At 70.6% G+C, this 24,125-nt stretch carries 22 protein-coding genes; 13 read left to right on the top strand and 9 right to left on the bottom strand.

Going from position 1 to position 24,125, the window contains the following annotated elements:
* Positions 1-410: 410 nt before the first annotated feature.
* From C1737_RS16635 to C1737_RS16625, 3 genes are read right to left on the bottom strand one after another with little or no spacing between them, the layout of a single operon-like run.
* Positions 411-896 (bottom strand): (2Fe-2S)-binding protein, encoded by a 486-nt coding sequence (locus C1737_RS16635; protein ID WP_067923356.1) that lies wholly within the window; start codon positions 894-896, stop codon positions 411-413.
* On the bottom strand, positions 889-1,776 hold the full coding sequence (locus C1737_RS16630) for a xanthine dehydrogenase family protein subunit M (protein ID WP_102418925.1): 888 nt from the start codon (positions 1,774-1,776) through the stop codon (positions 889-891). Before C1737_RS16630 ends, C1737_RS16635 begins: the two co-directional genes overlap by 8 nt.
* The gene (locus tag C1737_RS16625; protein ID WP_102418924.1) at positions 1,773-4,121 is read right to left on the bottom strand and encodes a xanthine dehydrogenase family protein molybdopterin-binding subunit; all 2,349 of its coding nucleotides are present in this window, start codon (positions 4,119-4,121) and stop codon (positions 1,773-1,775) included. Before C1737_RS16625 ends, C1737_RS16630 begins: the two co-directional genes overlap by 4 nt.
* Positions 4,122-4,171: 50 nt before the next feature.
* Here C1737_RS16625 and C1737_RS16620 point away from each other — a divergent pair, with 50 nt between their 5' ends.
* A complete protein-coding gene (locus C1737_RS16620) occupies positions 4,172-4,735 on the top strand; it encodes an NTP transferase domain-containing protein (protein WP_233214773.1) in 564 nt (187 codons plus the stop codon).
* Here the strand turns inward: C1737_RS16620 and C1737_RS16615 are convergent.
* Entirely contained in the window at positions 4,732-6,180 is a 1,449-nt protein-coding gene (locus C1737_RS16615; RefSeq protein ID WP_067923365.1) for an amino acid permease, read from the bottom strand. The two genes, C1737_RS16620 and C1737_RS16615, sit on opposite strands and share 4 nt — an antisense overlap.
* Before the next feature lie 264 nt (positions 6,181-6,444).
* Between C1737_RS16615 and dnaK the strand changes: the two genes are divergently transcribed.
* Genes dnaK through C1737_RS16595 form a run of 4 tightly spaced genes read left to right on the top strand, consistent with a single transcriptional unit; the run spans position 6,445 to position 10,548 of the window.
* On the top strand, positions 6,445-8,304 hold the full coding sequence (dnaK, locus tag C1737_RS16610) for a molecular chaperone DnaK (RefSeq protein ID WP_068051212.1): 1,860 nt from the start codon (positions 6,445-6,447) through the stop codon (positions 8,302-8,304).
* Positions 8,301-8,933: a nucleotide exchange factor GrpE gene (gene grpE, locus C1737_RS16605; RefSeq protein ID WP_102418923.1), complete on the top strand. Its 633-nt coding sequence runs from the start codon at positions 8,301-8,303 to the stop codon at positions 8,931-8,933. Before dnaK ends, grpE begins: the two co-directional genes overlap by 4 nt.
* 50 nt (positions 8,934-8,983) lie before the next feature.
* The gene (gene dnaJ / locus C1737_RS16600; protein ID WP_102418922.1) at positions 8,984-10,162 is read left to right on the top strand and encodes a molecular chaperone DnaJ; all 1,179 of its coding nucleotides are present in this window, start codon (positions 8,984-8,986) and stop codon (positions 10,160-10,162) included.
* Entirely contained in the window at positions 10,162-10,548 is a 387-nt protein-coding gene (locus C1737_RS16595; protein ID WP_067920661.1) for a heat shock protein transcriptional repressor HspR, read from the top strand. Before dnaJ ends, C1737_RS16595 begins: the two co-directional genes overlap by 1 nt.
* Here the strand turns inward: C1737_RS16595 and C1737_RS16590 are convergent, their stop codons facing one another.
* The 3 genes from C1737_RS16590 to C1737_RS16580 are packed head-to-tail and all read right to left on the bottom strand — an operon-like array spanning position 10,549 to position 13,109.
* Positions 10,549-11,439 carry an aldose 1-epimerase gene (locus tag C1737_RS16590; RefSeq protein WP_067920625.1) on the bottom strand — a complete coding sequence of 297 codons (891 nt, stop codon included), beginning with the start codon at positions 11,437-11,439 and terminating at the stop codon, positions 10,549-10,551.
* Positions 11,440-11,450: 11 nt separating this feature from the next.
* Positions 11,451-12,623, bottom strand: a complete 1,173-nt coding sequence (locus tag C1737_RS16585) for an FAD-binding oxidoreductase (RefSeq protein WP_067920628.1) — start codon at positions 12,621-12,623, stop codon at positions 11,451-11,453.
* 42 nt (positions 12,624-12,665) lie between these two features.
* Entirely contained in the window at positions 12,666-13,109 is a 444-nt protein-coding gene (locus C1737_RS16580; RefSeq protein ID WP_102418921.1) for a DUF3060 domain-containing protein, read from the bottom strand.
* A 126-nt stretch (positions 13,110-13,235) separates the two neighbouring features.
* Between C1737_RS16580 and clpB the strand changes: the two genes are divergently transcribed.
* From clpB to C1737_RS16535, 8 genes are all read left to right on the top strand, one after another.
* Complete coding sequence (gene clpB / locus C1737_RS16570) at positions 13,236-15,782, top strand: ATP-dependent chaperone ClpB (protein WP_067920632.1); 2,547 nt, start codon at positions 13,236-13,238, stop codon at positions 15,780-15,782.
* A 205-nt stretch (positions 15,783-15,987) separates the two neighbouring features.
* Positions 15,988-16,854 carry a trehalose monomycolate transport factor TtfA gene (ttfA, locus tag C1737_RS16565; protein WP_102418920.1) on the top strand — a complete coding sequence of 289 codons (867 nt, stop codon included), beginning with the start codon at positions 15,988-15,990 and terminating at the stop codon, positions 16,852-16,854.
* 54 nt (positions 16,855-16,908) lie between these two features.
* Positions 16,909-17,682: an SDR family oxidoreductase gene (locus C1737_RS16560; protein WP_102418919.1), complete on the top strand. Its 774-nt coding sequence runs from the start codon at positions 16,909-16,911 to the stop codon at positions 17,680-17,682.
* A gap of 73 nt (positions 17,683-17,755) precedes the next feature.
* The gene (pyrE, locus tag C1737_RS16555) at positions 17,756-18,271 is read left to right on the top strand and encodes an orotate phosphoribosyltransferase (RefSeq protein WP_067920663.1); all 516 of its coding nucleotides are present in this window, start codon (positions 17,756-17,758) and stop codon (positions 18,269-18,271) included.
* Positions 18,272-19,180 carry a hypothetical protein gene (locus C1737_RS16550; RefSeq protein ID WP_067920638.1) on the top strand — a complete coding sequence of 303 codons (909 nt, stop codon included), beginning with the start codon at positions 18,272-18,274 and terminating at the stop codon, positions 19,178-19,180.
* Positions 19,177-19,827 (top strand): RNA methyltransferase, encoded by a 651-nt coding sequence (locus C1737_RS16545; protein ID WP_197509149.1) that lies wholly within the window; start codon positions 19,177-19,179, stop codon positions 19,825-19,827. Before C1737_RS16550 ends, C1737_RS16545 begins: the two co-directional genes overlap by 4 nt.
* Positions 19,828-20,119: 292 nt before the next feature.
* Entirely contained in the window at positions 20,120-21,262 is a 1,143-nt protein-coding gene (locus C1737_RS16540) for an XdhC family protein (protein ID WP_199182861.1), read from the top strand.
* Positions 21,263-21,319: 57 nt separating this feature from the next.
* Positions 21,320-21,967: an SRPBCC family protein gene (locus C1737_RS16535; RefSeq protein ID WP_067920642.1), complete on the top strand. Its 648-nt coding sequence runs from the start codon at positions 21,320-21,322 to the stop codon at positions 21,965-21,967.
* Here the strand turns inward: C1737_RS16535 and eutC are convergent.
* Positions 21,964-22,719 carry an ethanolamine ammonia-lyase subunit EutC gene (eutC, locus tag C1737_RS16530; protein WP_102418918.1) on the bottom strand — a complete coding sequence of 252 codons (756 nt, stop codon included), beginning with the start codon at positions 22,717-22,719 and terminating at the stop codon, positions 21,964-21,966. The two genes, C1737_RS16535 and eutC, sit on opposite strands and share 4 nt — an antisense overlap.
* Positions 22,719-24,125 (bottom strand): ethanolamine ammonia-lyase subunit EutB, encoded by a 1,407-nt coding sequence (locus C1737_RS16525; RefSeq protein ID WP_102418917.1) that lies wholly within the window; start codon positions 24,123-24,125, stop codon positions 22,719-22,721. Before C1737_RS16525 ends, eutC begins: the two co-directional genes overlap by 1 nt.

The following is a 24,125-nucleotide window of genomic DNA, read 5'->3' as shown; positions in this document are numbered from 1 at the left end:
ATGCTGTCGTCCTTCTTCGGATTTAACAGTCTACTGCTTAAAGATAGCACTGACCGATTACGTTATGATTTTTTTTTTTTTTAATGATACGGCGACCACCGAGATCTACACCTCTCTATTCGTCGGCAGCGTCAGATGTGTATAGAGACAGAACGAGGGTTCGACCGGGCCGGCCCCCGGCGCCGCGACGGGCCGGCCGGCGACGGTGGTGCTACAGGCGTCGATGAGTGCGGGACTGACCATCACCGGCGCGATCAGTAGGGATCCACCGGCAAGGCTCCACCGTGCCCTTTGCGAAAACCGCACGCATCACTCCCGCTGATCACCCGATACCGGGAAATCAGATTACGCGCGAAGTGGCGAAACCCCCGGCAGCCGCGCGCCTACGATGCCGCCCCGATGGGGAAGCTTTATCGCGGCGTGACCGACTGGGTCTCGGCGGCCCGGCGTGCGGCCGCCACGATGCCCTGGTAACCGGTGCACCGGCAGAAGTTGCCCGACAGGCCCTCGCGGATCTCGTGATCGCTGGGGTCGGGATTGTCGCGCAGCAGCGCGGTCAGCGACATGACGAAACCCGGCGTGCAGAAGCCGCATTGCAGCCCGTGGCACTCCCGCAGCGCCGACTGCACGGGCGACAGGGTGCCGTCCGGTGCGGCAACGCCTTCGACCGTCGTCACCTCCGCCCCCTCGGCCTGCACCGCGAACATCAGGCACGAACGCACGGCCTCCCCGTCCAGCAGGACCGTGCAGGCCCCGCACGCCCCATGCTCGCAGCCCAGGTGCGTGCCGGTCAGGCCGCACCGCTCCCGCAGGAAGTCCGCCAGCGTCATCCGCGGTTCGACGGCGGCGGTGACCGGAGTCCCGTTGACGGACAGTTCGATTGGGTGTTCACGCATCGCTTGCCCCCGTGGCCGCTTCGGCTGTCGCTCGTGTCCAGGCCCGCGCGGCCATCGCGGCGCCCACCTTCAGCCGGTACGACGCCGAGCCCTGTAGGTCGTTGGGAACGTCGTCCAGCCCGCTCATGGCCGCTTCGCCGATCTGTTCGGGCACCAGCTCGGCGACGGGCCTGCCCACCGCCGCCACCTCGGCCGCGGTCGCGCGGCGCACCGTGGGCCCCATGCCCAGCAGCCCGATCGCGCAGCCCGACACCCGATCCCGGTCGTCGAGCTGGACGGCGACCAGGGCGCCCGCGATCGCGAAGTCGCCGTGCCGGCGCGAGAACTCCTCCACCGCGAACCCGGATCTGCCGTCCCACACGGGAAATCGCACGCCGGTCAGCACCTCGTCGGAGTCCATCGTGGTCTCCCATACTCCGGCGAAGAAGTCGGCGGCCGCGATCTCGCGGCGCCCGCGCGGCGAGGCGACCTCCATGACCGCGTCCAGCGTCAGGGCCACGGCGGGGTATTCGCCGGCGGCGTCGGCGTGGGCGATCGACCCGCCAAGGGTGCCGCGGTTGCGGATCTGGAAATGCCCGACGAACGGCGTCGCCCGAGTCAACAACGGAACCGCTTGGCGCACTTGGTCGTCGGCGCCCACGGCCGCCTCCGTGGTGCCCGCGCCGATCCACAGCTCGTTGCCCCTGCGGTCGATGCCCTGCAGCTCGGGCAGCCGGGAGATGTCGATGAGATGGTCGAAGTAGGCCAGCCGCATCGCCAGCATCGGCACCAGGCTCTGGCCGCCCGCCAGGATCTTCGCGTCATCGCCCAGCTCGGCCAGCAGGCCTACAGCGTCGTCGAGGGTGTCGGGGCGGTGGTATTCGAACGCGGCCGGTTTCATCGTTCACCCCGCTCCAGCAGGGCGGCGATCGATGCCGGGCTGGCCGGCAGCCGGGTGACCCTCACGCCCAGCGGTGCCAGCGCGTCGTTGATGGCGTTGATCACCGCCGGGGTCGACCCGATGGCCCCGCCCTCGCCGGCGCCCTTGTAGCCGCCCGGCCCCGGCCCGGGGATCTCGACGTGTCCGAACTCGATCGGCGGCACCTCGGTGGCCGTGGGCAGCAGGTAGTCGACGAAAGTCGTTGCCAGCGGGTTGCCGTCGTCGTCGTAAACCATGTCCTCCATCAGGGCGCCGCCGATGCCCTGCACCGTCCCGCCGGCGATCTGGCCTTCCACCACCGACGGGTTGATCATGGGGCCGACGTCCTCGCTGACGATGTAGCGCAGCAGCGTCACCTTGCCCGTCGCCACGTCCACCTCGCAGGTGCAGGCGTGCGTCGCGTTGGACCAGTGGATGGGGTTGGTCGAGTTGAACCGGGCGGTGGCCTCCAGGTTGGTCGACAGCCCCGGCGGCAGCTGCTGCGGCGAGTAGTACGCCACGTAGGCCAGCTCGCCGAACGACACCGACCTGGCCGGGTCACCGCGCACGCTGGCGACCGAGAACGCCAGATCCACTTGCGCCTCCGGCACTTTCAGGTGGTGCGCGGCCAGCGCCACGATCGTCTCGCGCAGGATGGCGCCCGCCTCGGCGACGGCCCCGGCGGTCATCGGCGCGCTGCGGCTGCCCTGCGTCCCGGCGCCGTACGGGGTGACCGCGGTGTCGCCCTGGATGGTGGCCACGTCGTCGATGTCGGCGCCCAGCGCGTCGGCGGTCAGCTGCACGACGGTGGTCTCGATGCTGTTTCCGCTCGAGCCGCCGTTGACGTAGACGTTGATCTTGCCGGTCGGCTCCATGCGGATGGTGGCGCCTTCGGTGGCCAGGTGCCCGGTGGCCGCGCCGGTGGGCTCGATGTAGGCCGAGAAGCCCAGGCCCAGGTAGCGGCCGTGCGCCAACGCCTCGGCCTGTTCCTTCCGAAAGCCTTCGTGGTCAAGGATTTTCACCGCCTGCTCGAACGTGTCGATCGGGGCGACGTGGTCATACGGCATGCCGTTGGGGTTGACGTAGGGCATCTCGTCGCGGCGCAACAGGTTGCGCCGGCGCAGCTCGACCGGGTCGACGTTCATCTTGCGGGCGGCGATGTCGAGCAGGATCTCGCGGGCCAGCGTCTCGTACTGCCACGGTCCGCGGTAGGCGGCCAGGCCGCTGGTGTTGGAGAAGACCGTCTTGTAGTTGAAGCTGGCCTTGGGCACCCGGTAGGGGCCGGGGAAGAACATGCCGATGGCGGCCGTGGTCAGCACCGGGTACGGCGTCGGGTAGGCGCCGATGTCCTGGACGAAGTCGATGTCCGCGGCCGCGATGTTGCCCTCGGCGTCGAAAGCCATGCGCGCGGTGCCGTCGACGTGCCGGGCCTGCCCGGCCGACATCAGGTTCTCGCGTCGGTCCTCGATCCACTTCAGCGCCGCCGGCACCTTGCGGGCGGCCAGCATGATGCACATGTCCTCGCGCATCGGGACGACCTTCTGGCCGAACCCGCCGCCGGTGTCGCGCATGATGACCCGAACCCGTTGCGCGGCAATGCCCAATAGCCGGGCGCAGAACGCGCGCAGTTCGTGCGGGGTCTGGGTGGACGCCCACATCGTGAGTTCCCCGGTGCCGGCGGTCCATTCGACCACCAGGCCGCGGGTCTCGATCGGCACCGGCGCGTAGATCTGTTGGTAGATGTGCTCTTTGACGACGCACGGCGCGTTGGCGAACAGCTCCTCGTCCGGCGGGGCCCCGCCCATCCCGCCGGCGACATTGTTCGGGTAGCCGTCGTGCACCAGCACCTCGGAGTCCTGCGCGCGGGTGAAGTCGGTGACCGCGGGCAGCGGCTCGTAGTCGACGTCGACGAGCTCAAGCGCGTCCTCGGCGATGTAGCGGCTCTCGGCGACGATGAGCGCGACGGGGTCGCCGACGAACTTGGCCTCGCCCTCGGCCAGCGGCGGTCGCGGGGTGTCCGGCATGTCCTTGCCGGCGACGGCGTGCCACGCCTCTTTCACGTCCGGGTTGAGGTCGGCGGCGGTGAACACCGCGCGCACCCCGGGCAGCGCCAGGGCCGCCGAGGCGTCGATGCCGTTGATCCGCGCCCGCGCGAACGGGCTGCGCACGAAGCAGGCGTGCAGCATCCCGGGTCGCGAAATGTCGTCGACGAAGCTGCCGCGGCCGGTCAGCAGCCGGCCGTCCTCCACCCGCTGGACGCGGGTGCCGGCGTACCGCGGCGTGGGGGTGACGGCTCCGGCCGTGGTCGCCTGCACGTCCTGGGTCATTGCGCTCCATCATTGTCACTGTGCGAGAAGCCCAATGTCATCATAGGAGAGTGACGTTATCGCAGTCTATCGGCCCGGCGCCGCGCATCGTCGGGGTGCTGCTGGCCGCAGGGGCCGGGAGCCGCTACGGCAAGCCGAAGGTGCTGGTCGACGGCTGGCTCGAGGCCGCGGTGGACGCGCTGCAGGACGGCGGTTGTGCGGGCGTCGTCCTGGTCCTGGGCGCCGTCGAGGTTCCTGCCCCGGTCGGGGTCACGGCGATCGCCGCGCCGGACTGGCGCGAGGGGCTGAGCGCCTCGGTGCGAGCCGGCCTGAACCAGGCGGACCGCATGCACGCGGACTACGCGGTGCTGCACGTCATCGACACGCCCGACGTCGGCGCCGCCGTGGTGGCACGAGTCCTGGACCGCGCGGTGGGGTCCACCAGCGGCCTGGCCCGCGCCGTGTTCGGCGACCGGCCGGGGCACCCGGTGGTGATCGCGCGCCGGCACTGGCGCGAGGTCCTCTCGCGCATCTCCGGCGATCAGGGCGCCGGCGCCTACCTGCGCACCCGGCACGACGTCGAGCTCGTCGACTGCGCCGATCTGGCCGGCGGTCGCGACATCGACGAGCCCTAGGCCGCCGCGGGCGGGTCGGCGGCCGGCAGGGCGGCGTCTTGGGCGGCGGCGTGCACCCGATGGCGGACCAGGTACCAGCCGGCGATCAGCGCGGGGATGCCGACGGCCATCGCGCCGAGCAGCCATGGGCCCTGGACCTTGTCCACCAGCATCAGGACCAGGACGCCGGCCAGGAAGGCCAGCGTGAGGTAGCCGCTGTAGGGCGCCAACGGCATCCGGAAGTGCGGCCGTTGCACCGTCCCGGCGCGGGACAGCCGGTAGAACCGCAGCTGGCTCGCGACGATCGTCCCCCAGGCGACCACGACGCCCACGGCGGCGATGTGGAGCACGATTTCGAACGCCTGGCTCGGTTTGACGGCGTTGAGCACGATGCCCAGCAGGCCGACAACGGCGGTGAGCAGGATCCCGCCGTACGGCACGCCGTTCTTCGTCATGGGCGCGGTGAACTTCGGTCCGCTACCGTTGATCGCCATGGACCGCAGGATGCGGCCCGTGGAGTACAGCCCGGCGTTCAGGCTGGACAGCGCGGCGGTGAGGACGACGAGGTTCATCACGCTGCCCGCCCCGCCGAACCCGACCTTGGAGAAGAAGGTGACGAACGGGCTCACATGGTCCCGGTAGGCGGTGTGTGGCAGCAGCAGCGCCAGCAGGACCGTCGACCCGATGTAGAACACGGCGATGCGAAACACCACCGAGTTGATCGCGCGCGGCATGATCTTGTGCGGGTTCGCGGTCTCCCCGGCCGCGATGCCGACCAGTTCGACCGCGGCGTAGGCGAAGACCACGCCCGAGGTCACCAGCACCAGGGGCAGCAGGCCGGCCGGCAGAAGTCCCCCGTGGCTGTCCCAGAGCGCCACCCCGGGGTCATGGCCGTCGACCTTGAAGCGGCCGACCAGGAAGACCGTGCCGACGACCAGGAACGTCACCAGCGCGAGCACCTTGATCAACGAGGCCCAGAACTCCAGCTCGCCGAACAGCTTGACCGAGATGAGGTTCATCGCCAGCACGATGACCAACGCGATCAACGCCAGCGTCCACTGCGGCACGGCCTGCAACGCCGTCCAGTAGTGGCAGTAGTGCGCGATCGCGGTGGTGTCCACGATCCCGGTCATCGCCCAGTTGAGGAAGTACAACCAGCCCGCCGCGAAAGCGGCCTTCTCGCCGAAGAATTCACGGGCGTAGGAGACGAAGGATCCCGAGGACGGGCGGTAGAGCACGAGCTCGCCGAGGGCGCGCAGGATCAAGAAGACGAAGACGCCGCAGATCCCGTACACCAGGAACAACCCCGGTCCCGCCGACGCGAGCCGTCCTCCGGCGCCGAGGAACAGGCCGGTTCCGATGGCGCCGCCGAGACCGATCATCTGGATCTGGCGGTTGTTCAGGCCCTTGTGATAGCCCGACTCTTCGCGGGTGAGCCGCGCGGCGGCGCTGTCTTGCGGTGGCATTGAGTCCTGCCGTCTCGGCTCCGGAAAGGCTCAGGCTAACCCACCGATGCGCCCGCGCGCTCACTGCGCGGCCGTCGCATCGCGGCACACCCTTTCGACCCCCCGGGAACAAGACGGCGGCGTCCGCCGTTAGCATGTGCGACAAGTTGAGTGAACCAGACTCAATGCTGGGTTGACACCACGGTGTCGACCAGAGCAGTCTTGAGCGGGGTTCACTCAGCATAGTGGCACCAAAGAAGCTCTACTCAATCAGGAGGAATCACTATGGCTCGTGCGGTCGGTATCGACCTCGGGACCACCAACTCCGTCGTCGCAGTTCTCGAGGGCGGTGACCCCGTCGTCGTCGCCAACTCCGAGGGCTCGCGGACGACCCCGTCCATCGTCGCGTTCGCGCGCAACGGCGAGGTGCTCGTCGGCCAGCCCGCCAAGAACCAGGCGGTGACCAACGTCGACCGCACCATCCGTTCGGTCAAGCGGCACATGGGCACGGACTGGTCCATCGAGATCGATGACAAGAAATACACCGCGCAGGAGATCAGCGCCCGAGTGCTGATGAAGCTGAAGCGCGACGCCGAGGCGTACCTGGGTGAGGACATCACCGACGCCGTCATCACCGTGCCGGCGTACTTCAACGACGCCCAGCGGCAGGCGACCAAGGAAGCCGGCCAGATCGCAGGCCTCAACGTGCTGCGCATCGTCAACGAGCCCACCGCGGCCGCACTGGCCTACGGCCTGGACAAGGGCGAGAAGGAACAGACCATCCTGGTCTTCGACCTCGGCGGCGGCACGTTCGACGTCTCGCTGCTCGAGATCGGCGAGGGCGTCGTCGAGGTCCGCGCCACCAGCGGTGACAACCACCTCGGTGGGGACGACTGGGACGACCGCGTCGTCGAGTGGCTCGTCGACAAGTTCAAGGGCACCAGCGGCATCGACCTGACCAAGGACAAGATGGCGATGCAGCGGCTGCGTGAGGCCGCCGAGAAGGCCAAGATCGAGCTCTCGAGCTCGCAGAGCACCTCGATCAACCTGCCCTACATCACCGTCGACGCGGACAAGAACCCGCTGTTCCTCGACGAGCAGCTGACCCGTGCCGAATTCCAGCGCATCACGCAGGACCTGCTGGACCGCACCCGTCAGCCCTTCCAGTCGGTGATCAAGGACGCCGGCATCTCGGTGTCCGAGATCGACCACGTGGTGCTGGTGGGTGGTTCCACCCGCATGCCCGCGGTGACCGACCTGGTCAAGGAGCTCACCGGCGGCAAGGAGCCCAACAAGGGCGTCAACCCCGACGAGGTGGTGGCCGTGGGCGCCGCGCTGCAGGCCGGTGTGCTCAAGGGCGAGGTGAAAGACGTTCTGCTGCTTGACGTCACGCCGCTGAGCCTGGGTATCGAGACCAAGGGTGGCGTGATGACCAAGCTCATCGAGCGCAACACCACGATCCCCACCAAGCGGTCGGAGACCTTCACCACGGCCGACGACAACCAGCCGTCGGTGCAGATCCAGGTCTATCAGGGTGAGCGCGAAATCGCCTCGCACAACAAGCTGCTCGGCTCCTTCGAGCTGACCGGCATCCCGCCGGCCCCGCGCGGCGTCCCGCAGATCGAGGTCACTTTCGACATCGACGCCAACGGCATCGTGCACGTCACGGCCAAGGACAAGGGCACCGGCAAGGAGAACACGATCAAGATCCAGGAGGGCTCCGGCCTGTCCAAGGAGGAGATCGACCGGATGATCAAGGACGCCGAGGCGCACGCCGAGGAGGACCGCCAGCGTCGCGAGGAGGCCGACATCCGCAACCAGGCCGAGTCGCTGGTCTATCAGACGGAGAAGTTCGTCAAGGACCAGCGTGAGGCCGAGGGCGGGTCGAAGGTTCCCGAGGAGACGCTGTCCAAGGTCGACGGCGCGATCGCCGAGGCCAAGACGGCCCTGGGCGGCACCGACATCTCCGCGATCAAGGCGGCGATGGAGAAGCTGGGCCAGGAGTCCCAGGCTCTCGGCCAGGCCATCTACGAGGCCACCCAGGCCGCGGGCGGCGCGGAGGCCGGCGCGGCCGGTGGCCCGTCCGGTTCCGCCGACGACGTCGTGGACGCGGAGGTGGTCGACGACGACCGGGAGTCCAAGTGACAGAAGGCAATCCACAGGAGCAGGTGACCGTCACCGACAAGCGGCGGATCGACCCGCAGACCGGTGAAGTACGGCACGCCTCGCCCGGCGCCACGTCGGGCGAGGCGGCGCCGGCCGACGAGTTCGCCGGCGAAAGCCCCGAGGAGGCCGGCAAGGCCACCGAGTTGCTCGCCGACCTGCAACGGGTCCAGGCCGACTTCGCCAACTACCGCAAGCGTGCGCTGCGCGACCAACAGGCCGCGGCGGACCGGGCCAAGGCCGCCGTGGTCAGCCAATTGCTGGGCGTGCTCGACGATCTCGAGCGGGCGCGCAAGCACGGCGACCTGGAGTCCGGGCCGCTGAAGTCGGTGGCCGACAAGCTCGACAGCGCGCTGATCGGGCTCGGCCTGACGGCGTTCGGCGCCGAAGGCGAGGACTTCGACCCGGTGCTGCACGAAGCCGTGCAGCACGAGGGCGGCGGCGGCGACGGCTCCAAGCCGGTGATCGGCACGGTCATGCGGCAGGGTTACAAGCTGGGCGACCAGGTCCTGCGGCACGCGTTGGTCGGCGTCATCGACACGGTCGCGGACGAGGGTGCCGCGGCCGGGCCGGCCGAATCGGACGATAACCCCGGCGCGTCCGGTGAATAGACCACACAATCAGCACAACACAACAGAAAGGTGGGAGGGGGTGACGCGACATGGCCCAGCGAGAATGGGTCGAAAAGGACTTCTACAAGGAGCTGGGCGTCTCCTCTGACGCCAGTCCCGAAGAGATCAAGCGCGCCTACCGCAAGCTGGCGCGCGACCTGCATCCGGACGCCAATCCCGACAATCCCGCCGCCGGCGAGCGATTCAAGGCCGTCTCCGAGGCGCACAACGTGTTGTCGGATCCGGCCAAGCGCAAGGAGTACGACGAAACCCGCCGCCTTTTCGCGGGCGGCGGTTTCGGCGGACGCCGGTTCGACGCGGGCGGTTTCGGCGGGGTCGGTGCCGGCGGTGACGGCGCCGAGTTCAACCTCCACGATTTGTTCGATGCCGCGGGCCGAAGCGGGGGCGCCAACATCGGCGACCTGTTCGGCGGCCTGTTCGGGCGGGGGGCCGGCGCGCGTCCCAGCCGGCCGCGGCGCGGCAACGACCTGGAGACCGAGACACAGCTCGATTTCGTCGAGGCCGCCAAGGGCGTGGCGATGCCGTTGCGGCTGACCAGCCCGGCGCCGTGCACCAACTGCCATGGCAGCGGGGCACGGCCGGGCACCAGCCCGAAGGTGTGCCCGACCTGCAACGGTTCCGGCGTGATCAGCCGCAACCAGGGGGCGTTCGGGTTCTCCGAGCCGTGCACCGACTGCCGGGGCAGCGGCTCGATCATCGAGCACCCCTGTGAGGAGTGCAAGGGCACCGGGGTGACCACCCGCACCCGCACCATCAACGTGCGGATCCCGCCCGGTGTCGAGGACGGGCAGCGCATCCGGCTGCCCGGACAGGGCGAGGCGGGCCTGCGCGGCGCGCCGTCGGGTGACCTGTACGTCACCGTGCACGTGCGGCCGGACAAGGTGTTCGGCCGCGACGGCGACGACCTCACCGTGACCGTTCCGGTCAGCTTCGCCGAACTGGCCTTGGGCTCAACGATTTCGGTGCCCACGCTGGACGGCAAGGTGGGCGTCCGGGTGCCCAAGGGCACCTCCGACGGCCGCATCCTGCGGGTGCGCGGGCGGGGCGTCCCGAAGCGCAGCGGCGGCAACGGGGACTTGCTGGTCACCGTCAAGGTCGCCGTGCCACCGAACGTGGAGGGCGCCGCGGCCGAGGCGCTGGAGGCGTACGCGGCCGCGGAGCGGGCCAGCGGGTTCGATCCCCGAGCGGGATGGGCGGGCAATCGCTGATGGCCAAGAATTCACGGGAGGAGTCCCGGACGTTCCTGATCTCGGTGGCCGCCGAGCTGGCCGGCATGCACGCCCAGACCCTGCGCACCTACGATCGCCTCGGCCTGGTCAGCCCGCGCCGCACTTCCGGTGGGGGACGGCGTTATTCGGAGCACGACGTCGACCTGCTGCGCGAGGTGCAGCGGCTGTCGCAGGACGAGGGCGTCAACCTGGCCGGCATCAAACGCATCATCGAGCTGACCAACCAGGTCGAGGCGTTGCAGGCCCGCGTGCAGGAGCTCAACGAGGAGCTGGCGCAGGTGCGCGCCGGCCAGCGCCGCGATCTGGCGGTGGTGCCCAAGAGCACCGCCGTGGTGGTGTGGCAGCCGCGCAGAACGCGCGGCTGATCAGACCCGGATCGAAAACTGTGTGACCGCAGGCTCGCCCGGCCGCGCGCGGTGGTAGCCGCCGCGGCGCAGGGCGTCCGTCGGTGCGGTCATCGGCTCGAAGCAGACGACGTCCTCGGCGGTGGGCGCGAAGATCTGCGTCGCCGGATACCCCCGCTCGAAGCGCACCTCCAGCCGCCGGCCGCCACCCGACACCGCGAACACCGCGCCGTCGGGCACCTCGTCGTAGGCGTCGTCGAAAGCCTTGTCCCCCAACGGCTCCGACAGCGCCGCCTGGGCTTCGAATTCGCCGGTGGGCAGCCCGAGGTCGTCCAGCCGCAGGCGCCGCAGGGGCGGTGTCTCGATCACCCACTCCGGGCGGGCCACGTCCGGCAGGCGCAGGTAGGGATGGAACCCGAAGCACAGCGGGACCGGGTGGGCACCGGTGGCGGTCACCGTGGCGCGCACCGTCAACGTCCGCTCGGCCAGCCGCACGGACACCGTCAGCACATGCGGGTACGGGAAGCTGGCGAGCAGTCGGGGATCGGCGCCGAAATCCAGCTCGGCGATCAACTCGCCGGCCGTCTCGGCGATCACCCGCCAGCCCGGATGGCCGGCCAGCACACCGTGGATCGGCAATCCGTTGGGGTCGGCGCGGACCCCGTTCTCGCCCGGCGTCAGCGTCGCCGTCACGCCTTCGGCGGTATAGGTGTTCGCGCCCAACCGGTTCGCCCAGGGATACAGGATCGGGATGCCCATCGTCTTGCCCGCCGTCACGTAGGCGTCCAGCCCGCGCCGCTGCCCCAGCAGCTCCACGCCGGCATCGCTGAGCGAGGTGCCGATCATGCCCGCCTCGGGCACGAACTCCGCGGCCACCGACGAGGCCGGGTCGCGCAGGGTGACGACGCGCATGCTTCCTCCACTCACCTTGATAGCGGGTCGTGCTGAATGTTTTCCGGCGGAGCGCCTTTGGCGATCAGCGCGGCCTTGGTGGCCCGCACCATCGGCGGGCCGCCGCAGATCAGGATCTGCCGGTCGCCCCACCCACCGTATTTGGTCACCACATCGAGGAGCCGGCCGGTCTGGCGCACGTGCAGGCCACGCGGCGGCGTGACGTCGGGATAGTCGGCGGCCCAGGCCGGGTCGGCGCCGTACTCCGAGACCGGCGAGACCGAGAGCCACGGATTGTGCGAGGCCACCTGCCACAGGGTCGGCAGGTCGTAAAGCTCGCATTGATAGCGCGCCCCGAAGAACAGGTGCACCCGGGGGTTCACCGCGTATCGGCTGAGGTCCATGATCAGCGTCCGCAGCGGCGCCAGCCCGGTGCTCCCGGCGACCATCAGGACGTCGCCGCCCTCCCGGTCGACCCGCAGGCCGCCGTGCGGGCTGGACAGCCGCCACCGGTCGCCGGGCCGCGTCTCGCCGACGATGGCGGTGCTGACCAGGCCGCCGGGGACCACGCGGACATGGAACTCGATGCCGCCGCCCGGGTCCGCCGGGATGGCGGGGGACAGGTAGCGCCAGCGGCGCGGGCATTGCGGGACTTGAACATTCACGTACTGGCCCGGGTGGTAGTCCATCGGCCGGTCAAGCTGCAGCCGGATCACCGCGAGGTCGCGGGACACCCGCATGTGCTCGATCACCGTGCCGTCCCACCACGCGGGTCCCTCGTCCGCGTCTGCGGCGCCGCTCATCACGCCGGTGATGAGGTTGAGCGACTGGCGGGCCGCGTCGTCGACGGCGTCGGTCCAGGCGCCGCCGAGCTGGGTCCGCAACGTCGACAGCAACGCGCGGCGCAACGTGTCGTAATGCTCCGGTAGCACACCGTATTTGCGGTGGTCGCGGCCGAGCTGGGCGAGGAAGGCCACCGGTTCCTGGGCGCGCTGGGCGACGAGCTCGCCGTATACCCAGTGCATGGCGTGCGCGAAAGCGGCCCGCTGTCCGCCCATTTCGGGCGGGAACAAGTCGCGCACCGAGGCGTCGAGGCCGAACCAGCGGGTGTAGAACCGGCCCACGAGCTCGTTGCCGGGCCCGGAGTCCTCCTGCGCGAAGGCGTCGCGCAGCACCCGCAACGCATCGGTGTCCTCGAGCCCCACGGGGCCCGATTCTAGGCGCGCCGCGCGCCGGCGATCCCGGCCTCAGCCCTGACCGACGGTGTTGGCCGTCCCGGCGTTGGCGATGGTCGGTGAGCCCCAGTGATACGTGACCGAGTTGCCGGTTCCCGACGCGCTCACCGCGTCCGCGCTGTCCACCGCGACGCGGTTGCCGTGGCCGGAGACGCTCAGGCTGGTGCAGTGGCCGGTAACGGTGACGGTGTTGGTCTGGCCGCTGACCGACAGGTAGCCGCCGTGGCAGCCGATGGTCTTCGTGGTGCCGGTGCCGTTGACCTGCAACGTGCCCGACTCCGGGACGGTCGCCGAAGGGCCGGCGCCGGCGAGATCGGTGTGGAATCCGGCGGCGGCCAGGCCCGCCAGTGCCAGCGCCGCGGCGGCGAGTGCGGGCCAGAAGGCGGCGCGGGGCCGGGGCCGACCCGTGGCGGGCCCGGCGTGGGTGGCGTTCTGGGGCTGTTGCGTCTGCGTCATCGCTTCGGGGGATACCCCGTGCGCCGCGGTCGCCAAAACTCGTTAGAGTTGAGCGGAACACACTCAACCTTGACGGCGTTGAAGAACGCGACAAGCATTTTCCCTACCTATGCGAACGGAGGCGTCGTGGACTCTTTCAACCCGACAACCAAGACGCAAGCGGCGCTGACCTCGGCGCTCCAGGCGGCCTCGGCCGCCGGCAACCCCGAGATCCGCCCGGCGCACCTGCTGATGGCCCTGCTGACGCAGGCCGACGGGATCGCGGGCCCGCTGCTGGAGGCTGTCGGCGTCCAGCCCGCGACCATTCGCGCCGAGGCGGAGCGCCTCGTCGAACGCCTGCCCCAGGCCAGCGGCGCCAGCTCGCAACCGCAGCTGTCGCGCGAGTCGCTGGCCGCCATCACCACCGCCCAGCAACTGGCCACCGAGATGGACGACGAGTATGTCTCGACCGAACACGTGATGGTCGGGCTGGCCACCGGCGACTCCGACGTCGCCAAGCTGCTGACCGGCCACGGCGCCTCGCCGCAGGCCCTGCGTGACGCGTTCGTCAAGGTGCGCGGCAGCGCCCGGGTCACCAGCCCTGAGCCGGAGGCCACCTACCAGGCGCTGGAGAAGTACTCCACCGACCTGACCGCCCGCGCCCGCGAAGGCAAGCTCGACCCGGTCATCGGGCGCGACAACGAGATCCGCCGCGTCGTGCAGGTTTTGAGCCGCCGCACCAAGAACAACCCGGTGCTGATCGGTGAGCCCGGCGTCGGTAAGACCGCGATCGTCGAGGGCCTCGCCCAGCGCATCGTCGCCGGCGACGTGCCCGAGAGCCTCCGCGACAAGACCGTCATCAGCCTGGACATGGGCTCGATGGTCGCCGGCGCGAAGTACCGCGGCGAGTTCGAGGAGCGGCTCAAGGCCGTCCTCGACGACATCAAGAACTCCGCCGGCCAGATCATCACCTTCATCGACGAGCTGCACACGATCGTCGGCGCCGGCGCGACCGGCGAGGGCGCGATGGACGCCGGCAACATGATCAAGCCGATGCTGGCCCGCGGCGAGCTGCGGCTGGTCGGCGCCACGACGCTCGACGAGTACCGCAAGTACATCGAGAAGGACGCCGCCCTGGAGCGGCGCTTCCAGCAGGTGCTGGTGGGCGAGCCGTCGGTGGAGGACACCGTCGGCATCCTGCGCGGGCTCAAGGACCGCTACGAGGTGCACCACGGTGTGCGCATCACCGACTCGGCCCTGGTGGCCGCGGCGACGCTGTCCGACCGCTACATCACCGCGCGGTTCCTGCCGGACAAGGCCATCGACCTGGTCGACGAGGCCGCGTCGCGGTTGAAGATGGAGATCGACTCCCGGCCCGTCGAGATCGACGAGGTCGAGCGCCTGGTGCGCCGCCTCGAGATCGAGGAGATGGCGCTGGCCAAGGAGGAGGACGAGGCGTCCAAGGAACGGCTGGAGAAGCTGCGCTCCGAGCTGGCCGACCAGAAAGAGAAGCTGGCCGAGCTGACCACCCGCTGGCAGAACGAGAAGAGCGCGATCGACGTGGTCCGCGAGCTCAAGGAGCAGCTGGAGGCGTTGCGCGGGGAGTCCGAGCGCGCCGAGCGCGACGGCGACCTGGCCAAGGCCGCCGAGCTGCGCTACGGGCGCATCCCCGAGGTCGAGAAGAAGCTCGACGCCGCGCTGCCGCACGCCGAGGCCCGCGAGAACGTGATGCTCAAGGAGGAGGTCGGACCCGACGACATCGCCGACGTGGTGTCGGCGTGGACCGGCATCCCCGCCGGCCGGATGCTCGAGGGCGAGACCGCCAAGCTGCTGCGCATGGAGGACGAGCTCGGCAAGCGCGTCATCGGCCAGAAGAAGGCGGTGACCGCGGTCTCCGACGCGGTGCGTCGCAGCCGGGCCGGCGTCGCCGACCCCAACCGGCCGACCGGGTCGTTCATGTTCCTCGGGCCGACCGGTGTCGGTAAGACCGAGCTGGCCAAGGCGCTGGCGGAGTTCCTGTTCGACGACGAGCGCGCGATGGTCCGCATCGACATGAGCGAGTACGGAGAGAAGCACTCCGTCGCCCGCCTGGTCGGCGCGCCCCCGGGCTACATCGGCTACGACCAGGGCGGCCAGCTGACCGAGGCGGTGCGGCGGCGGCCGTACACGGTGATCCTGTTCGACGAGATCGAAAAGGCGCACCCGGACGTGTTCGACGTGCTGCTGCAGGTTCTCGACGAGGGGCGTTTGACGGACGGTCAGGGCCGCACGGTCGACTTCCGCAACACCATCCTGATCCTCACGTCCAACCTTGGGTCGGGCGGCAGCGAGGAGCAGGTGATGGCCGCGGTGCGCTCGGCGTTCAAGCCGGAGTTCATCAACCGGCTCGACGACGTCATCATCTTCCACGGCCTCGAGCCCGGCGAGCTGGTGTCGATCGTCGACATCCAGCTGGCCCAGCTGCAGAAGCGGCTGGCGCAGCGCCGCCTCACGCTGGAGGTGTCGCTGCCGGCCAAGCAGTGGCTGGCGCAGCGCGGGTTCGACCCTGTCTACGGCGCGCGGCCGTTGCGCCGGCTGGTGCAGCAGGCCATCGGTGACCAGCTGGCCAAGCAGCTGCTGGCCGGCGACGTGCACGACGGGGACACCGTTCCGGTCAACGTCAGCCCGGACGGCGACTCGCTGATCCTGGGCTGAGCCCGGGCTGCGGGGCCCGAGTGTGAATTCCTGGGCTTTGAGGGTGCGCCCAGGGCGGGAAATTCGCGAAAGCGCCGCCCTGGGCTCACGCTCGAAGCCGTCAGCGCAAACGGCTGGCGAACGAGGGCGTTAGTTCCGTCTCGTAATTGGGTTGTGACCAGCCGGACTTCTTTATTCCGGAGCAATTACGGATACCCTGTGTGGGATGGTCCCCCTTTGGTTCACGCTGTCCGCGCTGTGTTTCGTCGGCGCGGGCGTGTTGCTGTACGTCGACCTCGATCGGCGTCGCGGCCGCAGCAGGCGCCGCAAATCATGGGCGCGGTCGCACGGCTTCGACTACGAGCGTGAATCCGCCGACATCCTCAAGCGCTGGAAGCGCGGGGTGATCTCGACGGTCGGCGACATCGCCGCCGAGAACGTCGTGCTGGGCCAGATCCGTGGCGAGGCGGTCTACATCTTCGACCTCGAGGAGGTCGCCACCGTCATCGCGCTGCACCGCAAGGTGGGCACCAACGTCGTGGTGGACCTGCGGCTCAAGGGGCTCAAAGAGCCACGGGAGAGCGACATCTGGCTGCTGGGCGCGATCGGCCCGCGGATGGTGTACTCGACCAACCTGGACGCGGCCCGGCGGGCCTGCGACCGCCGCATGGTCACCTTCGCGCACACCGCACCGGACTGCGCCGAGATCATGTGGAACGAGCAGAACTGGACGCTGGTCGCCATGCCCATCACCAGCACCCGCACCGAGTGGGACGAGGGCCTGCGCACCGTGCGGCAGTTCAACGACCTGCTACGGGTGCTGCCGCCGCTGCCGGAGGAGACCCAGCAGGGGGCGGGCGCGCCCGCCGGGCTGCGCAGCGCGTCGCCCAGCCGGCCGCTGGCGCCCGCCGGCCGCGCGGAGCTGCCGCCCCGGCGTGCGCAGCAGGACGTCGGCGGGCTGCTGGGCTCGGACGTTCAGGCGCCTCGCCGGCCGGCCGAACCGATCCGCCGGGAGCAGCGCGGCCCGGACGCCGTTCGCCGCCCGCCGCCGGCCGGCCGCAACGGCCACCAGGCCACCAACTATCAGCACTGACGGCCCGCCGGGCGCGGGCAGGGCGGCGCGGCCGCCGTCATTAGGATGTCGCTCATGCCTCGTCCCGTAGCCCTGATCACCGGGCCGACGTCCGGGATCGGCGCGGGCTACGCGCGCCGTTTCGCCCGCGACGGCTACGACCTGGTCCTGGTCGCCCGCGACGTCGACCGATTGACGCAACTGGCAGGTGAACTCGAAGGCCGGGGTGGCGTCGTCGAGGTGCTGCCCGCCGACCTGGCCGATCCCGCCGGCCGCGACAAAGTCTGCGAACGCCTGGCGCGGGGAGTCCGCGTGCTGGTGAACAACGCCGGGTTCGGCACCTCCGGCGACTTCTGGGCGACCGACCCCGCGGTGCTGCAGTCACAGCTCGACGTCAACGTCACGGCGGTGATGCACCTGACCCGGGCGGCCCTGCCGGCCATGCTTGACACCGGTGCCGGCACCGTCGTCAACATCGCCAGCGTCGCGGGCCTGGTGCCGGGGCGCGGCTCGACCTATTCGGCGTCCAAGGCGTGGGTGATCTCCTTCAGCGAGGGCCTGTCCGTCGGCCTGCAGGGCACCGGCGTGGGCGTGCACGCCGTGTGTCCGGGCTACGTGCACACCGAATTTCACGCCCGGGCCGGGATCGACATGGCCAAGTCGCCGTCGTTCATGTGGCTCGAGGTGGACGACGTGGTCGACCAGAGCCTGGCCGACATCGCCCGCGGCAAGGTGATCAGCATCCCGGGCCTGCAGTACAAGGCGATCATCGCCGCCGAACGGATGATTCCGCGGACCCTGATGCGGGCCGTGACCAAGCGGATCGGCGGTGGCCGTGGCCGGACCTGAATCCCCGCGCGGCGACGATGCCGGCCGCGCAGCGGCGGGAGGAGAAGCCGCGCACACCGACTCCCGCGAGGAGCTGGCCGAGCTGGTGCGCCGGCTGTCGGTGGTGCACGGCCGGGTGACGCTGTCGTCGGGCAAGGAGGCCGACTACTACGTCGACCTGCGCCGCGCGACCCTGCACCACCGGGCCTCGGCCCTGATCGGTGCGCTGATGCGCGACCTCACCAGCGACTGGGACTACGACGTGGTCGGCGGCCTGACCCTGGGCGCCGACCCGGTGGCCACCGCCGTCATGCATGCGCCGGGACGCCCGATCGACGCGTTCGTGGTGCGTAAGTCCGCGAAAACCCATGGGCTGCAACGCCTTATCGAGGGCTCCGAGGTCGCCGGCAAGCGCGTGCTGGTGGTCGAGGACACCAGCACCACCGGCGCGTCGGCACTGACGGCGGTGCGCGCGGTCCAGGAGGCCGGCGGGCAGGTGGTCGGCGTGGCCACCGTCGTGGACCGTTCCACCGGCGCCGCCGAGGCCATCGAGGCCGAGGGCCTGCCGTACCGCAGCGTGCTGGGCCTCGCCGATCTGGGGCTGGGCTAATTGCCCTGCCGTACACGCCTTCTCGCGGTAGCGGCCTGCGTGCTGGCCTGTCTGACGGGCTGCTCGGGTTCCAGTCATCCGGTGCGCCCCTACGGCGCCCAGGGGGCGCGGCTCGGGGAATCGCTGTCGCTGCTGGGCTGGAACATGGCGGTGTCGAACCTGCGCTGGGACGACGACTACGTGCTCGTCGACGTCGACGCCTCCGCGGTGGACCCGCGCGCGCCGCACGCCAAGCCCGAGGACATCCGGTTCGGGCTCTACGGCGCGCTGTCGCACCCGATGGAGTCCAACGGGCTGGGCAGTTGCGGCCGCCCGACGGGCAAGGCCCCCGACGTCCACTCGCCGTTCGCGGCTTCCGGCGACCGGCTCGCCGGGACGGTTTGCCTCGGGCCGTTGAAGGATCGCAGCCAGGTGCGCGGCGTGTACGTCTATTCGCCGCGTGACCGGATCCCCAACAGCTCGGCGGCCTACCCGGCCGCGTTCCCGGTGGGGTTGATGCCCACCAACGCCAACGACACCGGCCTGTCGGTGAAGACGGTCAGCCTGTCGGCTTGGCGCGCCGATGGTGCCCCGATGACCAAGGCGCAGCTCGGCGACCCCGCGGCGTTCAACGGCAACGGCTACATGCTGCTGGGCCTGGAGGCCGACGGCCTCGCGGCCCGGTATCGCGACGAATCGGCCCACCGCGGCGGCCCGCTGATGCTGCTCGCCTCCCCGACGCTGCCCGGCGCCGGCCTGAACCCGGCCTGCTCGGCGTACGGGTCGTCGGTGCTGGTCCTGCCCGACGCCTCGCTGGACGCGGTGCATGTCAGCGCCTCGCTGTGCACCCAGGGCGAGATCAACGAGGCGCTGCTCTACGCGACCGTCGCGGTCGATGGCACCCACGCCGGGGTGTGGACGCCGCGGTGAGCGAACCGGGGCCTGGGCCGACCGAATGGGCCGCACCCGCCGCCGGGGTGGGGCCGTGGCCGGGCGAGCCGCCCGACGACGCGCGCTATGACCCGGTCCTGTTGCGCGAGGGCGACACCCGCAACGTCGTCGACGCCTACCGGTATTGGACGCGCGAGGCCATCATCGCCGACATCGACCGGCGCCGGCACCCGCTGCACGTCGCGATCGAGAACTTCGGGCACGACGCCAACATCGGCTCGGTGGTGCGCACCGCCAACGCCTTCGCGGTGCACACCGTGCACATCGTCGGCCGGCGGCGCTGGAATCGCCGCGGCGCCATGGTGACCGACCGCTATCAGCGGCTGTGCCACCACGACAGCACCGCCGACCTGATGGGCTTCGCGGCCGGTGCCGGGCTGACGGTCGTCGCGGTGGACAACGTCCCGGGGGCGGCGCGGCTTGAGGAGACCGCGCTGCCGCGGGAGTGCCTGCTGGTGTTCGGCCAGGAGGGTCCGGGCATCACCGACGACATCCGGGTGGGCGCGGCGACGACGGTGTCGATTGCCCAGTTCGGCTCGACCCGCAGCATCAACGCCGCGGTGGCCGCCGGGGTCGCGATGCACGCCTGGATTCGGCAGCACGCCGACCTGTCGCAGGCGTGGTAGCCGAATTCCTTCTCGCCGCATTCCTTCTCGAATGTGCGCTCAGGGCGGGGATTCTCGGCGTGTCGCCGCCCTGGGCGCACACTCGAAGCCAACGATTCACACGCGAAAAGCGTTGGCCACTCGCACCGGAATTTGATATCGCCCGCGATATCAAATCCGCGGAGCACTTCCTACCCTGGAAACTGGTGCCCATGTGGCCGGTGAGGTCTTAACCGTTCGGTCCGGCAGCGTTCGACGGGGCGAATCGACCCGAAGTCGAGCCGGGTCGTCGCCGTCACTCTACGTTGAGAGAGTGCGTGACGTGCTTGCCGAGCTGATGTCGATCTGGCGCGCCGGCGACACCGCGGGGCTGGGCACGGTGGTGCGCACCTTCCGGTCCGCGCCGCGGCCGCCGGGGGCCGCGATGGTGGTCGCGCCGGACGGCTCGGTGACCGGGTCGGTGTCGGGTGGTTGCGTGGAGGGCGCGGTCTACGACCTCGCGACCGAGGCGACGAAAAGCGGTGCGCCGCGGCTGGAACGCTACGGCGTCAGCGACGACGACGCGTTCGCCGTCGGCCTGACATGCGGCGGCGTCATCGATGTCTTCGTCGAGCCGGTCTCGCGCGCCTCGTTTCCCGAGCTCGGCGCGGTGGCCGACGACATCGCCGAGGGCCGCGCGGTGGCGACCGCGACCGTCATCGCCCACCCGGATACGGCGTGGATCGGCCGGCGGATCGTGATCCGGCCCGACGGGATGGCGGGATCGCTGGGTTCGGCGCGCGCCGACGCCGCGGTCGCCGACGATGCGCGCGGCCTGCTCGCGCTGGGCCGCAGCGAGGTCCTCGAGTACGGGCCCGACGGGCAGCGGCTCGGCGACGGCATGGAGGTGTTCGTGGCCAGCTACGCCCCGCCCCCGCGGATGCTGGTGTTCGGGGCGATCGACTTCGCGGCCGCGCTGGCGCGGCAGGGATCGTTCCTGGGCTACCGGGTCACCGTGTGCGACGCCCGCCCGGTGTTCGCCACGCGGGCGCGCTTCCCGACGGCCGACGACGTCGTCGTCGACTGGCCCCACCGCTACCTCGCCGCGCAGGCCGAGGCGGGTGCCATCGACCGCCACACGGTGATCTGCGTGCTGACCCACGACCCGAAGTTCGACGTGCCGGTGCTCGAGCTCGCGCTGCGGCTGCCGCGGGTAGGCTACGTCGGGGCGATGGGGTCGCGCCGCACGCACGACGACCGCGTGGCCCGGCTCAGGGCCGCGGGGCTGACCGACGCCGAGCTGGGCCGGCTGTCCAGCCCCATCGGGTTGGACCTCGGCGCGCGCACCCCCGAGGAGACCGCGGTGTCGATCGCCGCCGACATCATCGCCAAGCGCTGGGGCGGCGGGGGCCGCCCGTTGGCCCAGCTCGTCGGGCGCATCCACCACGACGCGGGGGACCCCACTCTACTTCCGTAGTGCCGCCCGTAGGCTGGTGCGCGACACCGTCGTCGCCGCACCCGAGAGGAACCCGGCATGAAGATCGCCAACCAGTTCACCGTCAGCGCCCCCATCGATCAGGCCTGGGACGTGCTGAGCGACCTGGAGCAGGTGATCCCGCTGATGCCGGGCGCCCAGCTGACCGGCCACGAGGGCGAGGACTACTCCGGAAAGGTGAAGGTCAAGGTCGGCCCGGTCACCAGCGAGTTCAGCGGCAAGGTCCGTTTCGTCGAGCACGACCGGGGCCAATACCGGGCGGTCATCGATGCCAAGGGCAAGGAGACGCGCGGGACCGGCAACGCGGCCGCAACGGTCACCGCCCGGCTGCAGCCCGACGGCGACCGGACCAGCGTCACCGTGGACACCGATCTGAAGATCGTCGGCAAGCTCGCGCAGTTCGGCAGCGGCATGCTGCAGCAGGTCTCGGAGAAGCTGCTGGGCCAGTTCGTGGAGTCGCTCGAAGCCAAGCTCACCGCGGAATCGGTGGCGGCGCCGGCCACACCGGAGGGCCCCGCGCAGGTGGGGCGCGCCGCAGAGCCGCGCCACGCCGCCCCGGCCGTCGAGCCCCAACCCATCGACCTGCTGCAGCTCGCGGGCGGTGACCAGCTCAGGAAGTATGCCCCGTTGGTGCTGGCCGTGCTGGTTGGGCTGGTGCTCGGTTGGGTCCTCGGCCGCAGGGGTTAGCGCCCGAGGCCACCCGTCGGCCGGGCCGCGCCGATCGCTGCTCGCGTGGTGTCCTTGAGCGCCACGCCCGAGCGGCCGAGCGCACGCGCCCCGGCCACCAGCGCGGCGGTGACCGCGGCCGCCGCCCGGTAGTCGAGGCCGTCGGGCGGGTGGATGTTGGAGACGCAGTTGCGGTCGGCATCGGTGAGCCCCGGCGCCGGTCGATGCGTCAGGTAGATGCCCAGGCTGTCGGCGACCGACAGTCCCGGGCGTTCGCCGATGAGCACGAGAACCGTTGTGACGCCAAGCGCCTGGCCGATGTGATCGCCCAGCGCGACGCGCGCCTGGGTGGCGACGACCGGCGGCGCGATCCGGTAGCGGCCGTCGAATTCGCGGACCAGCGCCGCGAGCGTGCCCGCGGCATGGTCGGTCAGCGCCCGCGGCGAGAGCCCGTCGGCGAGGACGATCCCGATGTCCGCCCGGGTGTTCGGCAGGCCCGACAGGTCGGCCGGGCTGCGTCCCAGGTCGGGCCGGCGCAGGTACTCGGCGCGCGAGGCCGCCCGGCTGCACACGCGCAGCGGCTCGTCGACACCGATGTCGCGCAGCTTCCCGATGAGCGCGTCGACGTCGAGTGGCTCGTGGACGGCGTCGCGCGCCGCGGCGTGCGCGGCCTGGAATTCCAGGACGCGCCGGGTCGGCAGCGAGGTTCCCGCCCGCCCGAGCCCGATGCGCGCCCGCGTGGTCGCCCGCAGCGGTTCCCAGACGTCGTCCATCAGCCCGCCGCCAGCGCGCGCAGCGGCGACGTCGCGGGGTCGACGGGAAGGATCCGCCCGGCGGCGTCGAGCATGCCCAGGCCGGCCAGCCACCCCTCGAATTCCGGTGCGGGCCGCAGCCCCAACGCCTTTCGCACGTACAGCGCGTCGTGAAACGACAGGCTCTGGTAGCCGAGCATGATGTCGTCGGCGCCGGGGACCGTGATGACGAACGCCGTGCCGGCCACGCCCAGCAGGGTGAGCAGTGTGTCCATGTCGTCCTGGTCGGCCTCGGCGTGGTTGGTGTAGCAGACGTCGACGCCCATCGGCAGGCCGAGCAGCTTCCCGCAGAAGTTGTCCTCGAGCCCGGCGCGGATGATCTGCTTGCCGTCGTAGAGGTACTCCGGCCCGATGAAGCCGACGACGGTGTCGATCAACAGCGGCTGCAGCGCCCGGGCCACCGCGTAGGCGCGTGCCTCCAGCGTCTGCTGGTCGACGGGCTTGTTCCCCACCCCCAGGTGGGCCCCCGCCGACAGGGCCGCGCCCTGACCGGTCTCCAGGTACATGACGTTGTCGCCGACCGTGCCGCGGCGCAACGACCGGGCGGCCTCGTTGGCCTCGGTCAGCATCGCGATGGACGTCCCGAACGACGAATTGGCGCTCTCGGTGCCCCCGATCGACTGGAACACCAGGTCGACCGGCGCGCCCCGATCGATCAGCTCCATCGTGGTGGTGACGTGGCACAGCACGCACGACTGGACGGGGATCGCGAAGCGCTGGCGAATGTCGTCGAGCAGGTGCAGCAGGTCCGACGCCGCCTGCGGCGAGTCGGTCGCCGGATTGACGCCGATCACCGCGTCGCCACAGCCCAGCAACAGGCCGTCGAGCACCGCCGCCGCGATCCCGCGCGGGTCGTCGGTGGGGTGGTTGGGTTGCAGGCGGGTCGCCAGCGTGCCCGGCAAGCCGATCGTGGTCCGGAAGGCCGCGGTGGCCGTGGCCGCGGCGGCCACCAGGATCAAGTCCTGGTTGCGCATGATCTTCGACACCGCCGCAACCATTTCCGGCGTGAGCCCGGGGGAAACGGCGGCGATCCGCGCCGCGGCGTCGTCGCGGCAGGCCGTGTCCAGCAGCCAGTCGCGGAAGCCGCCCACGGTCAGGCCCGCGATCGGGGCGAACGCCTCGCGATCGTGACCGTCGATGATGAGCCGGGTGACCTCGTCGGTCTCGTACGGCACGAGGGCCTCGGTGAGGAACGTCGCCAGCGGCAGGTCGGCCAGCACCCAGGCGGCGGCGGCCCGTTCGGCGTCGGAGCCGGCGGCGCAACCCGCGAGCTGGTCGCCGGAGCGCACCGGCGTCGCCTTCGCCATCACGTCGACCAGGCCGGAGAAGGTGTGCGTGGTCCCCGCAATGGTTTGCCGGTAGCGCAT

This window comes from Mycobacterium sp. 4858 (assembly GCF_900240975.1).
Lineage (GTDB): Bacteria > Actinomycetota > Actinomycetes > Mycobacteriales > Mycobacteriaceae > Mycobacterium.
This window is presented reverse-complemented; position numbering and strand designations above follow the sequence as displayed.

Bases quoted from the DNA above. Each gene is read 5' to 3' on its own strand.
- C1737_RS16590 (WP_067920625.1), bottom strand. From the start codon at position 11,439: ATGCGCGTCGTCACCCTGCGCGACCCGGCCTCGTCGGTGGCCGCGGAG.
- C1737_RS16560 (WP_102418919.1), top strand. From the start codon at position 16,909: ATGCCTCGTCCCGTAGCCCTGATCACCGGGCCGACGTCCGGGATCGGC.
- C1737_RS16595 (WP_067920661.1), top strand. From the start codon at position 10,162: ATGGCCAAGAATTCACGGGAGGAGTCCCGGACGTTCCTGATCTCGGTG.
- ttfA (WP_102418920.1), top strand. From the start codon at position 15,988: ATGGTCCCCCTTTGGTTCACGCTGTCCGCGCTGTGTTTCGTCGGCGCG.
- C1737_RS16615 (WP_067923365.1), bottom strand. From the start codon at position 6,180: ATGCCACCGCAAGACAGCGCCGCCGCGCGGCTCACCCGCGAAGAGTCG.
- C1737_RS16535 (WP_067920642.1), top strand. From the start codon at position 21,320: ATGAAGATCGCCAACCAGTTCACCGTCAGCGCCCCCATCGATCAGGCC.
- dnaK (WP_068051212.1), top strand. From the start codon at position 6,445: ATGGCTCGTGCGGTCGGTATCGACCTCGGGACCACCAACTCCGTCGTC.
- C1737_RS16525 (WP_102418917.1), bottom strand. From the start codon at position 24,125: ATGCGCTACCGGCAAACCATTGCGGGGACCACGCACACCTTCTCCGGC.
- C1737_RS16630 (WP_102418925.1), bottom strand. From the start codon at position 1,776: ATGAAACCGGCCGCGTTCGAATACCACCGCCCCGACACCCTCGACGAC.
- C1737_RS16625 (WP_102418924.1), bottom strand. From the start codon at position 4,121: ATGACCCAGGACGTGCAGGCGACCACGGCCGGAGCCGTCACCCCCACG.
- dnaJ (WP_102418922.1), top strand. From the start codon at position 8,984: ATGGCCCAGCGAGAATGGGTCGAAAAGGACTTCTACAAGGAGCTGGGC.
- C1737_RS16580 (WP_102418921.1), bottom strand. From the start codon at position 13,109: ATGACGCAGACGCAACAGCCCCAGAACGCCACCCACGCCGGGCCCGCC.
- C1737_RS16635 (WP_067923356.1), bottom strand. From the start codon at position 896: ATGCGTGAACACCCAATCGAACTGTCCGTCAACGGGACTCCGGTCACC.
- eutC (WP_102418918.1), bottom strand. From the start codon at position 22,719: ATGGACGACGTCTGGGAACCGCTGCGGGCGACCACGCGGGCGCGCATC.